The organism is Sorangium sp. So ce185 (genome assembly GCF_051526825.1).
Lineage (GTDB): Bacteria > Myxococcota_A > Polyangia > Polyangiales > Polyangiaceae > Sorangium > Sorangium cellulosum_D.
The window spans coordinates 2,249,296-2,263,845 of sequence record NZ_CP150316.1 but is presented as its reverse complement, the minus strand read 5'-3'; the positions used below and the strand labels follow the sequence as shown (position 1 = coordinate 2,263,845).

Below are 14,550 nucleotides of genomic sequence, written 5' to 3'. Positions count from 1 at the left end.
GTGGAGCGCGGTGAGCACACTGACGGCGTGCGCTTACACCGACCTTTGCTGGGAGGTGGCGGCGTGCGCCCCTGATCCGGAGCCTCCGCCCGACCGTTGCGCGGGAGAGCCCGCCACAGCGCCGGCGCTCGACGAGTGCGGGGTGTTCGTCAGCAAGCAGGGCAACGACGAGAACCCCGGCACGAAGGGCGCGCCGGTGAAGACGTTGCAGCACGCGGTCGGGCTCGCCGCGAGCGGGCGAGGCGGCGGCGAGGCGCCGACCCGGCGCGTGTACGCTTGCGGCGGCGCGTTCGAGGAGGCGATCACGCTGCCCGCGGGGGTCGACCTGTGGGGGGGTCGCCTGTGTGACGGCGGCGAGTGGTCGTATGGGTGGTCGTTCGACGGGCCGAATCAGCTGACCACCATCGCGCCGCCGGTGGGGGTGCCGGTGCGGGTGCTCCAGGGGGAGGACACGTCGATGGTCTTCGGCGTGCGCGTCGTAGCGGCCGATGGGTCCGCGAGCGACGGCAAATCGTCGATCGCGATGATCTTGAGCCATGGGGCCAAGGCGATCGTGCGCTCGAGCGAGATCATCGCGCGCGCTGGCACGGACGGGGAAGCGGGAGAGGACGCGCCGAGCGTCCGCGCGCGGGACGGGGTGCTGGGCAACGATGGCGCAAACGCCTGCACGGCGGAGTTCACGCCGGGTGCCCTGCCGGTCGTGACGGTGTGCGACGATGGCACCGAGTCCATCGGCGGGTACGGAGGCTACGGGGGGCTCGATTCGGGGGGCGACGGCTCTTCAGGGCAGCCGGTCCCCGTGGAGAATGATGAGGATTGGGGGCGTGCAGGCAGCGGCGCGGCGAGCGCGCCTTGCGTGGATGGCGAACGCGGCAAGAACGGGCTCGACGGCGGCCGCGCTGGCGGCGCGGTCGGTGTTGGCCACCTCGGCATCGATGGATGGATCGGCGTCCGCGGGGACGATGGGAAGAAGGGCGGCGTCGGACAAGCCGGGGGCGGCGGAGGCGGCAGCAAGTCGCGAGGCGACATGGGCGCGTGTCCCATAGGCCGAGCCCAGGGCGGCGCGGCCGGCGGCTCAGGGGGGAGCGGTGGCTGCGGCGGGCGCGGCGGCAAAGGCGGCGGGTACGGGGGCGCGAGCATCGGGATCGTTGCATTGCAGGGGAGCGCGCTGACGGTCGAGGCCAGCGAGGTTCTCGCGGGCACCGGTGGACGCGGAGGCGTGGGCGGCACGGGCCAGCTGGGGGGTTGGGGCGGTTCCGGTGGCCAAGGCGGGATACATCCGTTCAACGGGCTATGGCCCGCGTGCGACGGCGGCATTGGAGGTCCCGGCGGGAGCGGAGGCGATGCCGGTGGTGGCCTCGGTGGCCCTTCGTTCGGCATCGCCTCCGTGGGCGCGTCCGTGGCGCTTGCGCTCGATGCGACCGTCTTGCCCGGAACGCCTGGGGAGGGCGGCCTCGCAGGCAATGCAGCCCCCGATGACAAGAGAGGTTCAGGCGAGGCGGGGCAAGCGACGTTCTGGTACAGGTTCGATGCCCCCGACTCGGAGTCACCTCGATGAACCGCCGTGCGTTACCTCAGGATACTCCCATGAAGAAGACGACCGCCGCTGCCCTGGTTATCATGTTGTCACCGTGGGCGACCGGCTGCGGAACTGCACCAGACGTGAATGATCCCGCCGGAACGCCTTGCGTTGGTACCTCCTGCCAGGACGAGCCGCCAGCGGAGGCGGTCTGCCTTGAGCACCTTGCCGCCGACATCCTCGATGACGGCTGCGGCGTGTTCGTCGCCGGGCTCGCCGGCGGGGGCGACGACAAGAACCCCGGCACGAAGGCGGAGCCGGTCTTCTCCGTGCAACGTGCGGTCGATCTCGCGCGCCGCGGACGGGGGCGCGTGTTCATCTGCAGCGACGGCTTCGAGGGCAACGTGAGGTTGCCCTCCGGCGTGGATCTGTTCGGGGGATTCAACTGCTGGCTCTGGCATCGCGATCACGACAACAAGGTGTCCTTCCTTCAGGTGAGAACGAACTCCGATCCCGTGGTGACGGTCGAGCCGGCAGGCTCGAGCGACACGGGAGCCGCAGACGGGGTGTCGACGCTCGCCGACCTGCGCATGTGGGCGGCTGACAAGATCGCGGTGCACGTTCAGTCCAACACCGTGGTGGAGATCCTTCGAAGCGAGATCAAGGCAACCTACGGATGGGCAGGCAGCAAGGGCGAGGCGTGGCCCGGGCTGAACCGCGCGGCGGACGGCGCCCATGGCATGTACGGCGGCGACGCGTGCTCGGGGGAGAGCGTCCCTGGCGGCCCGGCCGTGCTGAACCCGTGCGAGGGCGGAATCCCGAGCGTCGGCGGCAAGGGAGGCGACGGGCTCCCCGACGGCGCTGGCGACGGCGACGACGGGCAACCGCGTGCGACGTCCGACCCGGTCAAAGGACGGGGAGGCGACGGCGACGTGACAGGCATCAACTGCGAGCAGGGGTTTGATGGGATGTACGGGGCGGCGGGCGCCATTGGCGCCCCGGGCAAGGGTATCGGGCGCATCACCGAGACCGGGTGGGTGGGCGACAAGGCAGGGGACGGCGGCAGGGGCATGCCGGGCCAGGGCGGCGGCGGCGGCGGCGGGCGTCGCGGCGGGCTCGCCGCGTGTGGCGTGGCCTCCAGGGGAGGCGCAGGCGGCGGCTCGGGAGCGGCCGGGGGCTGCGGCGGCCGAGGCGGTCGAGGAGGCGAGAACGGGGAGCCGACCATGGGCATCGTCGCGCTCCACGCCAAGCTGACCGTGCGCGACACCCTGATCAGGACGCTCGGCGCGGGTCAGGGCGGCGAGGGAGGGCCGCCCGAGGAAGGCGGCAAAGGCGGCCGAGGAGCGCCGGGCGGCGCCGTGGGGGACGGCACGTGGGCCTGCGAAGGGGGCAACGGTGGCCGAGGCGGCGACGGCGGCTACGGCGGGCCTGGGCGCGGCGGGGATTCGATCGGCGTCGCCTATCTCGACGAGGATCAGCTCACGCTGGAGGGCGTCACCTACGAGCTCGGACCTCCGGGCAAGGGCGGCACTAGCTGGGATTGGGCCGGCAATGCGATCAAGGGGGAGGACGGGGCCGCTGTCGAGACGCTTCGTTTTCCTGAGTAGGAGCAGCGCACATCAGGAGAACGCGGTGAGCTAAGGCGAGCACAAGCGTCCAAGAGGGTCCTCCGTAGCGTGACCCGGGATCTTCGCTCGCTGGCAACCGAGGCGGCGAAGCCTGCGTTGACGGCGCTGCTTGTCATCGCGAGCTTGCATTTGGGCGAAGTTGCACGCCCATCGAGTATCCGATCATAATCAGGATGTCTGCGACTTGACACCGAGATGGCTCTTGCAACATCTGGGTAGCCTCGCCGCGCAGGAAACGGCATGAACCCCAACGCGCGACTCGCGGTGGAGCTCATGAGGTCTCCCCGTTCGGGAAATTGATCTCAGGGAACAACGCTCGCCCAGTCTCCTCTAGCGCCTTGATCGCTCGGTCAGCAAGCTCCTTACTGTGGATGAATTTGTACTTATTTTGAACGCTGGCCATAAAATCGCGAAGGCTCATGCGAACTCCTCCTCGAGTTGTGCAAGCGTAGTCTTTCAGAAGATCGACAAGCTGAAAATTTCGGACCGATGATTCGAGGACCTCCAGATCTTCGATGGTCATCACCGTCAGCGGTGCCACCCTCAACGATACCTTCCTCATGTAGCCGCTGGCAAACGTATCATCAGGCTCTAGTGCCCGTGCGAACTCCTCCTGGAAGAACTCTGCGTGTCCCGGCGAACTGAGCGCGGTGTCGTAGACGACAAGCACGGGGTACACGATGCGCACCCATTTCCAGTCGGGAACCGCCAACGTCAGCTCTCTCTCAGCAAGTCGGTGGATAGACTTAGCAAGTTGTCCCGCCCCTTTCGCTCGCCGATCCTTCGGCCCGCCGGCGCCGACACCATATTTTTTGCGAAGCTCAATTAGGTAAGCATCGATGCCGTCGTGTTGGGTCGCGTCCTCCCGGACAAAAACACCCTTGGTCTCGAATAGCACCGCTTCGTCTATGTAGAGCAGCAAGGCATCAGCGACCTCGACATCATCGCCGCTCTTCGTTACTCCGTGGGGATTACACGTAAAACGATCGAGCAACGGCGCCGAAAGGGGTGGATACATCTTCCGGAGAAGCTCATTAACATACGACTCAAACGCTGCACCGAAGGCCCCGAATACCGTGTTAACTCGGTTTCGTCCGCCACTAGCATGAACAGCCTTCACCAGCGCAAACAGAGGTCCAACGGAGGTCTTGTCACCAAAGAATACCTGGTCTAAGATGATAGCGCGGCCGTCTGCAGTACGAAAGATAGGCCGCTCCCGCAGCGGAGTATGGTCGAACGGTTCTGCGCCGCTCAAGCGATCCGCATGGCCTGTACCCCATAATGCAGCCCTGAGGTCGTCAGCCGTCTGCGACTCGAGATTTATGTAACGATCTATTGCAAGAGCCATCTCAGCAGAAAGACCGTTCTTGATGGCCTCTATGCTAAAAATCCCGGGATTCTGCTGAGCACTCTCTGGAGCGACTCTCGCGAAGTGGATCGTAATTGCGCACAGACATGCCATGTATTGCTCCAGGGTGAGGCCGGTTGCCGCATAAAATTCACGGTCAGCGTCCTTATAACCTCGCTGGAACGATTCGCAGTAGATCGAGACACCTCGAGCAAGCACCTGCATTAGCTCGGTTGCCAGCGTGTTCGCGGACACTCCCTGGCGCATGGCAGCCATTGCACGCCGACGATCCTCCGATACGTTCCCAGTAGAGAGCAGCCTTCCCTCGTAGATCCGGGTCGCCCAGATATCACTGGCAATCATGGCCGCCTGCACGAATCGTCGCCGGACGGCCGGATCCTCGAAAGTCTTGCCGTCGTCGGGGTGATCCTCCGCGAGGAGACACGTCCAACGGATCAGTTCCAGGAGCTGGGCTCGAAGGAAGACCGAAACTCCATCAGCGCCCCCGTGCTCGGTGGCGAAGCTGTTGAGACGCCTGATCTCTTCGTCATCAAAGAAGAGCCGGATCGCGTACTCTTGCTTGTCAATGTGATTATTATTCTCTGGATTTGATACAAGGAGGTTCAGCCGCGCGCACCAGAACAGCGTATCGGTGCGGCTCAAACTACGCACGAGCGAGCAGAACATGGCGAAATCGGAGGCCACCTCCGGGAAGATCGCCGACACCGGAACGAAGACTCCCACACGTGACACGGCGCACCTCCAAGTCGGCCGGATCCCAGTGTATCGCCCTGAGCCTCTGACGCCGTGCGAAGCGCGGCCGGCGGCAGCCGCTCGCTAGATGCGTCAGCTTACAGGCCTGGTAAGCGCTCTTCTAATATCCTCGCTGCGGGGGCTGGGGCTCCATCCCTCGTCCAGGTACCATTCAACGGCTTTGGCATTCATCGAGAGCGCGTTTGCGACTAGCTTCGCATCGCTGCCCGATAGATTCTCTAACCAGCCTCGAGTCGCCCTACGCTGATCGAAACGAGACCAGTGAGCCTCCGCAGCAAAGAGCGCATCGGCGGCATCCTCCAAGAGTCGAGGACTCTTTACAGCTTGCGCGATCCTGGCAAGGTTATGTAGCCATCGCAGGTAGACACTAGCCTCATTGAAATTGCGATGGCCCCACTTCCCTCGTAGCAGCTGCTCACGCATCACCCCGAGCGCCCTTCCGGCGAGAGTAGCGTCGGCCTTAACCAGTACTTCGAGCTGCGTATAGTCAAGCTCGCCAAGGTGGTCGAAGCATAGGTCAGAGTCCGATGGATTATCCACAATGAGCGTAATAAGCGACACAACGATGGCGACGTTGTGCGGGTCGTCTTCGAGCCTCTCAAGCAGCGCCGTCGCTCTTTCTGCTGAGCTCGGCTCGCGGTCCGTCGGCAGCTTCGCGAGCAGTTCGCGGAACTCCGACATCGTCTGCGGACGGTCCACGGGGTCGAGGGCGGTGGCTCGTTGAAGGAGAAGACGCCACGGCCCTGTAGCGGGAAGAAGCGGAATGTTCGGGCTTGGCCATGTCTTGGTCAGTGCCCACGCGGCGACTCGGCCAAGACCGTAGATGTCTGCGCGACGATCCGCATTGTGGGCATCGGTCCACATCTCTGGCGCCGCAAAACCCTCCACACCCAGCGGAGCGCCGCCAGGAGTTCGGATCGTAGTAGTCTTGCCGTGCGGCTGACGTACCAACCCCCAATCTGCAACAACCCATCGGTAACCGTGGCCATCTGGAAGAGCTAGAATGTTCATCGGAGTAACATCTCGATGCACATAGCCCAGATCGTGAGCTGCTCCGAGCCCCTGAGCGGCCTGATCGATTACTCGTCGAAGCCCCGGTTCGTCGAGCGAGCCAATGAGTTCCACCAGATTCCCCGACGCAAGGGGCATAACATACCAGCTCTGGTCGGGAGCAACTTCAATGATAGGCATGACGTGCGGGTGCGCGACAGACCGCTGAACCTCGATCTCGCGTCGTAGACGCGGCCCCGACTGCGGATCCCCATTTCGCTCTTTCAGGGCAAAGACCTCACCGCTGTCGCGATGATAAGCCTTCATCACGCGGCCCTGACCGCCAACTCCAAGTGGTACTTTGCTAAGGCGGTACGGCTTCTTAATCTTCACAGCCATAGAGTGTGGTTCCCAAAGACGACGATACCGGCGAACGGATCGTTTGTCCACGCAGAATGGTAACGGTGACCGCGGCGGTTGTCACCTTTGTGGGTCGATCGGCCAGCCTCTGCCGCGCATAGGTCCCTAGACTGGACCCTAGCAGATGCTCAGTTCGGGCAATATAACAGGGCCGTCCACAGGCCGCACGTCGCCGTCGACTGTGCGCAGGGTCTAGCAGTCGAACACCCCGACCCCTCGCTCGATCTCGCCGAACGGATCCATGAGCGCGCGCACCAGCACGCGCGCCGGCGCGCTCTCGATCCCCCCCGCCGCGCGCCACGTCGCATAGCGGAGCTCCCCGAGGAGCGCCCCGGCGAGCGGCGTGTAGACGAGATCGAGCGCCGAGGGGCGGACGCCGTTGGCCTCGTAGCCGTACTCCCAGAGGTGGGTGCCGGCGATGGCGAAGGCGACCGCGGCCGGCACGCCGAACCGGCAGCTCCGCGCCCTGAAGTAGATCTCGCTCCCGAGCAGGCCGTGGCCGATCACGTTGATCGGCCACGGGTCGTGATCCCACCGGAAGGCGGGCTGATCGGCGTCGAAGAGCGGCGGCTTCGTGAACGCCTCGCCGTAGTGGTACCCCCAGCGCTCCAGGCGGAAGTCGGCGAACGGATCGGGCCACAGCACCGCCTCCACGCTGCGGGTCACCGTGAACACGGCCAGCGTGTGCACGATCGGCGGCGTCCAGGCGGGCTCCGCGCCCGCGGCCGCGGCGGCGCCAGGCCGCGCCCCGGGCGCGCCGGCCCGAGGCGCGCGCCACGGAGGGGCAGCCGCGCCGGCCGGCGGAGCGACCGAGGGCGCCTGCGGAGCGGCCGAGCCAGCCGGCGGAGCCGCCGCCGGCGGAGCCGTCGTGGCCGGGCCGGCGCACGCGGACGAGAGGACGGCGAGGACTGCGGCGGCGTAAAGGCGGATCGATGCCATCAAGACAGCGGGCGCGGCGCGCGCGAGGAGCACGGCGGCCGGACGCGAGTCTAGCGCGCCGGCGACCCCGGCGACGCGCGGCTCTCGCCGGCGACCCCGGCGGCGCGCCGTCCTCGCCGCCGACCCGCGCTAACCTCCCGCCATGGCCGGGATCATGATCGTCACGGGCGGCAGCCGCGGGATCGGCGCCGCCACCGCGCTGCTCGCCGCGCGGCGCGGCTACGCGGTCGCCGTGAGCTACCTGCGCGACGCGGGCGCCGCCGCCAGGGTCGTCGACGAGATCCGCAGCCGCGGCGGCGCCGCCCTCGCGATCGCCGCCGACGTGAGCGCCGAGGACGACGTCGTGCGCCTGTTCCAGACCGTCGACGGCGCCCTCGGCCCGGTCAACCGCCCCCCTCACCGCCGCCCGCCCGCCCCGATCGCCTCGCCCACCACCGCCGCGAGCGTCCGCGCCGCCTCCGCCAGCGCGGGCTCCGCGTGCGCGCCGAACCCCAGGATCAGCCCCGGCGCGCGCGACGCGCTGGCGCGCCCCGCCGCGCCGCGCGAGAGCGGCATCGCGTCCACGCCCCGCGCCGCGAGCGCCTTCACGATCGCCGCGTCGTCCGAGCCCTCGGGCAGGTCCAGCGTCAGCACCGAGCCGCCCGCGGGCGCGCGCACCCGCACCGCGGCCGGCAGCACGCGCCCGAGCTCCGCGAGCAAGAAGTCGCGGCGGCGCCGCGTCGCCTGCTTCAGCTTCCGCAGGTGGCGCGCGAAATGCCCCTCGTCGATGAAGTCGGCGAGCGCGGCCTGCAGCAGGTACGGCGGCGACCGCGTCGACGCCGCGCGCACCTGGGCCACCGCGCGCACCAGCGCCGGCGGCACGATCATGAAGCCGAGCCGCAGGCCCGGGAACAGCGAGCGGCTGAACGATCCCACGTGGATCACGCGGTCGTTCACGCCCTCGACGTCGAGGCCGAGCAGCGACGGCAGCGGGGAGCCGTCGAACCGCAGCTCGCCCTCGTAGTCGATCTCGACGATCACCGCCCCCGCCCCGCCGGCCCACGACAGGAGCTCGATGCGCCGCGGCAGCGTGAGCCGCGCGCCGGAGGGGAACGCGGAGGCCGGCGACACGAACGCGACCCGCGCGCGCGGCGCCCGGCGCGCCCCGACGTGCACCCGCAGCCCGTCGTCGTCGACCGGGATCGCGATCGGCCGGGCGCCCGCCATGCGCACCGCCGCGCGCAGGGCGAGCGGCCCCGACGCCTCCACCCACGCGGCGTCGCCCGGGTCGAGCAGCGCGCGGCAGCAGAGGTCCAGCGCGCCCTGGGAGCCCTCCGTGATGAAGACCTGCTCGACCGTCGCGCGCACGCCGCGGGCCACCGCGACATGGTGGAGCACCGCGCGCCGGAGCAGCAGCGCGCCCCGCGGATCGTGGTGGAGCGCGCCCTCGGCCGACATCGAGCGGAGGCGGCGCGCGAGGCACCGCTCGAAGATGCGCCACGGGAGCAGATCGAGGTCCGGCAGGCCGACGCCGAACGGGCGCGAGCGCGGCCGGCCGCCGAGGAGCGCGTCGAGCCGGTCGGGAGGCACCACCGCCGCGAGCCGCCGCGCGCTCCGGGACAGCCGCGGCGGGGCCGCCGCGGGCTGGGCGCGGGCGGCGCTCTGCCCCCCCGCGCGCACCGGCACGTGCGCCACGACCGGCGCCCGGCGCGCGCGGACCAGGACCGTGCCGTCCGCGGCCAGCGCCTCGTACGCCGCGGCGACGGTGTTGCGCGACACGCCGAGCTCCCGCGCGAGCTCGCGCGACGACGGGAGCAGGTGGTCGGGCTGCAGGACGCCCTCGAGCACGGCGCGGCGCAGCTGCTCGACCAGCTGCGCCGCCAGCGTCGCCGGCGCGCCGCGCTCCAGGCGGAGGAAGGCGTGGGGGGCGTGGGAGCTGTGGGGCGCTGGCACCATCGAAACCGGCCGCCGTGGCACTTTCCAGGGTGCCAGATCCGGGTCACGGTGTCGACGAGGAGCCCGCCATGCCGACGCCGAGGCCGATGCCGACCACCGACGACGTCACGACACCGGCCGCCGCGCGAGAGGAGCAGGCCGTCGGTCACCGGCCGCAGGCGCCTCACGGGCCGCAGGCGCCTCACCGGCCGCAGGCGCCTCACCGGCCGCAGGCGCCGGAAGGCGGCAGGACGGGCGAGCTGTCGTCGCGCATCGCGCGCCGCGCGGCCGAGGCGCACGCCGGCCAGCCGCTCGATCGGCTGCTCGCGGAGGGCCTGCCGGGCAACGAGCTGACCACGCTGCTGCTCCATTGCCTGCGCCAGCGCGCGCTGCGGCGGAGCTTCGCCGAGGTGCTGGACCACGCGGAGCGGACGCCCATGACCCACGCGTCGGCCGCGGACGCCCGGCGCATCCACGCCTTCGACGCGGCGGCGTACGCGGCGGCGGCGGGCTTCGAGGCGGTGGATCTCGCGCCGGTCGGCCCGCTCGGCGCCACGGCGTGCGCTGGCGTCGAGCCGAACAACGTGCTCGCGACGGTGCGCTTCGCCGAGGTCGCCGCCGACCCGACGACCGGGCTCGCGCTGCACGCGGCGCGGCGCCGGCGCGAGACCCGGGGCGGCGAGCCGCTGCGCTTCTGCGCGAGCCAGCGCGTGCTGCGCATGCAGCCGACGAAGCACCCCGGCTTCTCGCCGCACTTCCGCCTGTTCGCCCTCGTGACCGCGGCCCGCTCGCCGGGCCGGAGCGAGGACGACGCGTGCGAGCGGCGCGCCCTGCTCGAGCACCTGCTCGTCTGGGCCGACCTCATCCGCGCGCTGCCCGCGGCCGGCTTCCGCGCGGCGGGCCTGCGCGTGGTCCTCTCCGACACGGCCGTGGTCCGGGCGTGCCTCGGCGCGCGCGGCCTCGACGCGGACGCGCTGGCGCAGCGGGCGAAGGCGCACGAGCCGGGGTCGTCGGAGGCGGCCCTGCGCGAGGCCTCCGTCGACTTGCCGCGCGCCGCGGCGGACTACGTGGGGGCGGCGCGGTCGCTCGGCCTCGGCCCGGAGCCCGTCGCGCGCGCCGAGCGCTGGGTCGCCGAGGTGGGCGAGCCGCTCGCGCGCGCGCGGCCGGAGGTCGAGATCGTCTACGATCTCGCGCGGTTGCAGGGGCTCGGCTACTACGCCGGGCCGTTCGTCCAGCTCGTCGTCCGTCGGGACGACGGCCTCGAGCTCCCGGTCGGGGACGGGGGCGCGGTGCCGTGGCTCGGCGCGCTGCTCTCGAACCGCCGCGAGCGGATGGTCGCGACCGGCATCGGGACCGAGATGGTCGTGAAGCTGTTCGATCAGTCCGCCCCCCGAGCCGAGGCTCGATCCACCCCCCGAGCCGGCGAGGCTCGACCGGAGGAACCGACTCCATGATCATCGAGACCCCCTCCCTCACGCTCCGTCCCTGGACCGCGGCCGACGTGGACGCGCTCGTGAAGAACGCGAACGACCGCCGCGTCTGGGCGAACCTCCGGGATCGCTTTCCGCACCCGTACACGCGCGCCGACGCCGAGGGTTGGGTCGCGCTGTGCGCCTCGCGCGCGCAGCCCGCCGAGGCCCTGGCGATCGTGGTGGACGGGGAGGCGGCCGGCGCGATCGGGCTCGAGCGCTTCGACGACGTGCACCGCTGCACCGCCGAGATCGGCTACTGGCTCGGCGCGGCCTACTGGGGCCGCGGGCTGGCCACCGAGGCGGTGATCGCGCTGACGCGGGCCGGCCTCGAGCAGCTCGGCCTCGAGCGCATCCAGGCGGGGATCTTCGACTGGAACCCCGCGTCGGCCCGCGTGCTCGAGAAGGCGGGTTACGCGTTCGAGGCGCGGATGCGCCGGCACGTGGTGAAGGACGGACGCGTGGGCGACGTCCTGCTCTACGCGCGCGTCCGGGAGGAGGCGCCGGCCGGCGAGCGGCGGTGACGCGCAGGGCGCCGCGGGCGGGGCTCGCGTCCCGGCGGGCGCCTCACCCGCCGGCGCGAGGGTCGCTCTCCGCGGACAGCGCGGGCGCCTCCTCCGCGGCGGACGCCCGCTGCGCGGCGGGATCGGCGAGCGGGAGCGTGACGTAGAACCGGGCGCCGCGCCCGACCTCGCTCTCCGCCCAGATGCGGCCTCCGTGCGCGTCGACGATCCCCTTGGCGATGTAGAGCCCGAGCCCGGTCCCCCTCTCCCCGGGCGCCTCGACCTTCCAGAACCGCTCGAAGATGCTCTGGAGGTCCTCGCGGGGGATCCCGGGCCCCGTGTCGATGACGCCGAAGCGGGCCATCTCGCTGTCCCGGTCGACCGAGAGGGTCACGCGGCCGCCCTGAGGCGTGAACTTCAGCGCGTTGCCGACGAGGTTCGACAGCACCTGGAGCACGCGCCCCCGCTCGGCGGAGATCACGAGCCCGGGCGCGCTCACGCTCGGCTCGAGCCGGACCTGCTTGGATTCAGCGAGCGGCCCGAACAGCTCCAGGGTCTCGCGCAGGAGATCGTCGACGGCGCACGGCGCGGGCGTCACCGAGAACTTGCTGGTTTCCAGGGTCGCCGCGTCGAGCATGGTCCGGATGAGCTGCTCCATCCGCTTGGCGACGTTCTCGATCGACTCCGCCTGCTGCCGTACCTGCTCGGAGTCGGCCGCCCTCCGCAGCCGGGCGGCCTTCAACGTGATCGCGCTGAGCGGGTTGCGCAGGTCGTGGGCCACGATGCCCATGAGCTCGTCGCGGGCCGTCACCGCCCTGCGCGCGGCCTCGCGCGCCTCCCGCACCTGCTGGTACAGGCCGCCGAGGCGCCTCGTGAAGTACCATGCGACGCCGAGGCCGGTCGACGCCAGGAGGCCCAGCAGGCTGTACAGCCGCAGCGCGAGCTCGGCTCGCTCCGCCCGCGCGCCGGCATAGGCGGCCTCGATGGTAAACTCCTTGTGGTCGACGAGGCGCTCGAGGGAGCGATAGAGATCGCGGCGACGCGGCCGCAGCTCCTCGTCGAAGCGGCGCGCGATGAGGCCCGCGTCGTCGGTCCGCTCCCGGGCTGCGAGCAGCTCTCTCTGAATCAGGATGAAGCGCCCGGCCGCCTCCTCGACGTCCGCGACCAGCTGGAGCGCCGTCGGGCTGAGCGACTCGGCGCGGAGCGCGCGGATGTTCTCGCGGAAGCGCGCCTTGGCGTCCTCGGCCTCCTCGAGGAGCTCTCGATTTCCGGAAACGAGGTAGCCCCTGCCGTGCGACACGACGAGCTCGGCGGTCCATCGGAGCCGCTCCACGAGCGTGATGTTGCGCTCTGTCGCGCTCAGCCACTCGATCTGAGCGTCCGCCACGGACGAGAACCGGCGAAGGGAGAACGCCATGCCGACCGCCAGGAGCAGGATCAGGATGGCATAGCCCCTCCTCGCCGTGGCCTCGAAGCGCGTCCGCGTCGGCATAACCAAGGTTCCTCCCTGCTCTCGACGGGGCTAGCGGGCCAGCGGATGGAGAGGGCCCTCGCTCCTTCGTGGCTGATCCCCGCTCAAAAGCTAGGCCGGGCAGCGCGGGGAGCAAGCTGCCCCCGGAGCCGCGCCGGGGGCGGCCCGGCGCGCCGGCGTCGCGCCGGAGCACGGCAGTCCGCTGTTGCTCCCACGCGCTCCACGCGCGCCACTCGGCCTTCTTCAGCGTCCTCGAGAAGACCGCCGACCGGCGCTGGGGCGCTGGCGCTCGACCGACGCGCTACGGCGCTCCTGCGCGGGCGGCCGAGCGGGATGGCCCGGCCGCCGGGGCGTTCGCGCGCGAAGGCGGTGACAAGCACGCGTTCCTCGATGTAAAGATCACGCGCCATGGCCGGCCGAGCCGCCAACCGGGTCCGCGAGCGGCGCGAGGCGCGCGGGCTGTCGCAAATCGCGCTCGCGGAGCGCGCCGGGCTCACGCGGCAGAGCGTGGGCGCCATCGAGGCGGGCCGCGCGACGCCGGCGGTCGACGTCGCGCTGCGCGTCGCGCGCGCCCTCGACTGCCAGGTCGAGGACCTCTTCGGCGCGCCGGGCGCGGCGGCCGCCATCGCCGCCGAGCTCGACGCCCCGGCGGCGTCGGGCCGCGCCGCGGTGGCGCGCATCGCGGGCCGCTGGGTCGCCTACCCGCTCGACCACGACGCGGCGCGGACGGCGGCGGACGGCATCGTGACCGGCGAGCGGCGCGGGAAGGCGGACGTCGAGCCCCTCCGGGCGATGGCCGAGGTCGAGGACAACGTCGTCGTGATGGGCTGCGCGGCGGGCCTCGGGCTGCTCGCCGACCGGCTCAACACGCGGCCGGGGCCGGGGCGGTTCCTCTGGTTCCCCCGGTCGAGCACCGCGGCCCTCCAGGCGCTCGGCGGGCAGCGCGCCCACGTCGCGGGCGTCCACCTCGTCGACGCGCGCACCGGGGAGGCGAACGTCGCCGACGTCCGGAAGCTCGGGCACGCCGAGCCGATCGCCCTCATCACGCTCGCGCGCTGGGAGGCGGGCCTCGTGGTCCGCCTCGAGGACGCGGCCCGGATCCGCGGCGCGGCCGATCTCGGCCGCCCCGGCCTGCGCCTCGTCGGGCGCGAGGCGGGCGCGGGCGCCCAGCGGCTCCTCGAGCGCGAGGTGCGCGGTCACGGGCTGCCGCTCGAGCTCGCGCGCAGGCCGCCGCTCCGGGCCGCCGGCCACCTCGACGTCGCGCGCGCCGTGGCCATGGGCGCGGCGGACACCGGCGTCGCCACGCGCGACGCGGCGATGGCGTTCGGGCTCGGCTTCGTCGCCCTGGCCGAGGAGCGCTACGACCTCGCGATCCCGCGCGCGTCGCTCGCCGACGCGCGCGTCCAGCGCCTGCTCGACGTGCTCGTCTCGGGGGCGTTCCGCCGCGAGCTGTCGGTCCTCGGCTACGACGTCCGCCCGGCGGGCGAGCGGGTCGCGGAGGTGCGGGCGGCATGACGGCGCGCGCGGGGAGACGGCACCCAGGGGCCTGGCGGACGCGCCTCGCCCGACGACCGC

At 71.1% G+C, this 14,550-nt stretch carries 10 protein-coding genes and 1 pseudogene; 6 read left to right on the top strand and 5 right to left on the bottom strand.

Annotated elements, in window-relative coordinates; genetic code table 11:
- The first annotated feature begins 10 nt into the window (after window positions 1-10).
- Together WMF26_RS08325 and WMF26_RS08320 are read left to right on the top strand one after the other, a co-directional pair.
- Window positions 11-1,558, top strand: coding sequence for a hypothetical protein (locus WMF26_RS08325; protein ID WP_437999877.1), 1,548 nt, complete (start codon window positions 11-13; stop codon window positions 1,556-1,558).
- Window positions 1,559-1,587: 29 nt separating this feature from the next.
- Window positions 1,588-3,126 (top strand): hypothetical protein, encoded by a 1,539-nt coding sequence (locus WMF26_RS08320; protein WP_437999876.1) that lies wholly within the window; start codon window positions 1,588-1,590, stop codon window positions 3,124-3,126.
- Between the two features lie 292 nt (window positions 3,127-3,418).
- On the opposite strand, the gene WMF26_RS08315 is transcribed toward WMF26_RS08320, so the two are convergent.
- The 3 genes from WMF26_RS08315 to WMF26_RS08305 all read right to left on the bottom strand — a co-directional run bounded on the left by WMF26_RS08315 (window position 3,419) and on the right by WMF26_RS08305 (window position 7,369).
- Window positions 3,419-5,239, bottom strand: a complete 1,821-nt coding sequence (locus WMF26_RS08315) for a hypothetical protein (RefSeq protein ID WP_437999875.1) — start codon at window positions 5,237-5,239, stop codon at window positions 3,419-3,421.
- A 102-nt stretch (window positions 5,240-5,341) separates the two neighbouring features.
- On the bottom strand, window positions 5,342-6,658 hold the full coding sequence (locus WMF26_RS08310; protein WP_437999874.1) for a serine/threonine-protein kinase: 1,317 nt from the start codon (window positions 6,656-6,658) through the stop codon (window positions 5,342-5,344).
- 213 nt (window positions 6,659-6,871) lie between these two features.
- A complete protein-coding gene (locus WMF26_RS08305) occupies window positions 6,872-7,369 on the bottom strand; it encodes a DUF3943 domain-containing protein (RefSeq protein ID WP_437999873.1) in 498 nt (165 codons plus the stop codon).
- Window positions 7,370-7,760: 391 nt separating this feature from the next.
- Between WMF26_RS08305 and WMF26_RS08300 the strand changes: the two are divergent.
- Window positions 7,761-7,946: pseudogene (locus tag WMF26_RS08300) on the top strand (SDR family NAD(P)-dependent oxidoreductase); the annotation flags it as partial.
- A 68-nt stretch (window positions 7,947-8,014) separates the two neighbouring features.
- On the opposite strand, the gene WMF26_RS08295 reads toward WMF26_RS08300, so the two are convergent.
- Window positions 8,015-9,553, bottom strand: coding sequence for a PLP-dependent aminotransferase family protein (locus WMF26_RS08295; RefSeq protein ID WP_437999872.1), 1,539 nt, complete (start codon window positions 9,551-9,553; stop codon window positions 8,015-8,017).
- A 68-nt stretch (window positions 9,554-9,621) separates the two neighbouring features.
- Between WMF26_RS08295 and WMF26_RS08290 the strand changes: the two genes are divergently transcribed.
- Entirely contained in the window at window positions 9,622-10,986 is a 1,365-nt protein-coding gene (locus tag WMF26_RS08290; protein WP_437999871.1) for a hypothetical protein, read from the top strand.
- Window positions 10,983-11,525, top strand: a complete 543-nt coding sequence (locus tag WMF26_RS08285; RefSeq protein WP_437999870.1) for a GNAT family N-acetyltransferase — start codon at window positions 10,983-10,985, stop codon at window positions 11,523-11,525. Before WMF26_RS08290 ends, WMF26_RS08285 begins: the two co-directional genes overlap by 4 nt.
- Window positions 11,526-11,568: 43 nt before the next feature.
- On the opposite strand, the gene WMF26_RS08280 is transcribed toward WMF26_RS08285, so the two are convergent.
- Complete coding sequence (locus tag WMF26_RS08280; RefSeq protein WP_437999869.1) at window positions 11,569-12,996, bottom strand: sensor histidine kinase; 1,428 nt, start codon at window positions 12,994-12,996, stop codon at window positions 11,569-11,571.
- Window positions 12,997-13,383: 387 nt separating this feature from the next.
- Here WMF26_RS08280 and WMF26_RS08275 point away from each other — a divergent pair, with 387 nt between their 5' ends.
- On the top strand, window positions 13,384-14,490 hold the full coding sequence (locus tag WMF26_RS08275) for a substrate-binding domain-containing protein (RefSeq protein ID WP_437999868.1): 1,107 nt from the start codon (window positions 13,384-13,386) through the stop codon (window positions 14,488-14,490).
- Window positions 14,491-14,550 lie beyond the last annotated feature (60 nt).

Excerpts from the sequence above, each read along its gene's own strand:
- WMF26_RS08275 (WP_437999868.1), top strand. The coding sequence starts at position 13,384 with ATGGCCGGCCGAGCCGCCAACCGGGTCCGCGAGCGGCGCGAGGCGCGC.
- WMF26_RS08295 (WP_437999872.1), bottom strand. The coding sequence starts at position 9,553 with ATGGTGCCAGCGCCCCACAGCTCCCACGCCCCCCACGCCTTCCTCCGC.
- WMF26_RS08280 (WP_437999869.1), bottom strand. The coding sequence starts at position 12,996 with ATGCCGACGCGGACGCGCTTCGAGGCCACGGCGAGGAGGGGCTATGCC.
- WMF26_RS08290 (WP_437999871.1), top strand. The coding sequence starts at position 9,622 with ATGCCGACGCCGAGGCCGATGCCGACCACCGACGACGTCACGACACCG.
- WMF26_RS08285 (WP_437999870.1), top strand. The coding sequence starts at position 10,983 with ATGATCATCGAGACCCCCTCCCTCACGCTCCGTCCCTGGACCGCGGCC.
- WMF26_RS08320 (WP_437999876.1), top strand. The coding sequence starts at position 1,588 with ATGAAGAAGACGACCGCCGCTGCCCTGGTTATCATGTTGTCACCGTGG.
- WMF26_RS08310 (WP_437999874.1), bottom strand. The coding sequence starts at position 6,658 with ATGGCTGTGAAGATTAAGAAGCCGTACCGCCTTAGCAAAGTACCACTT.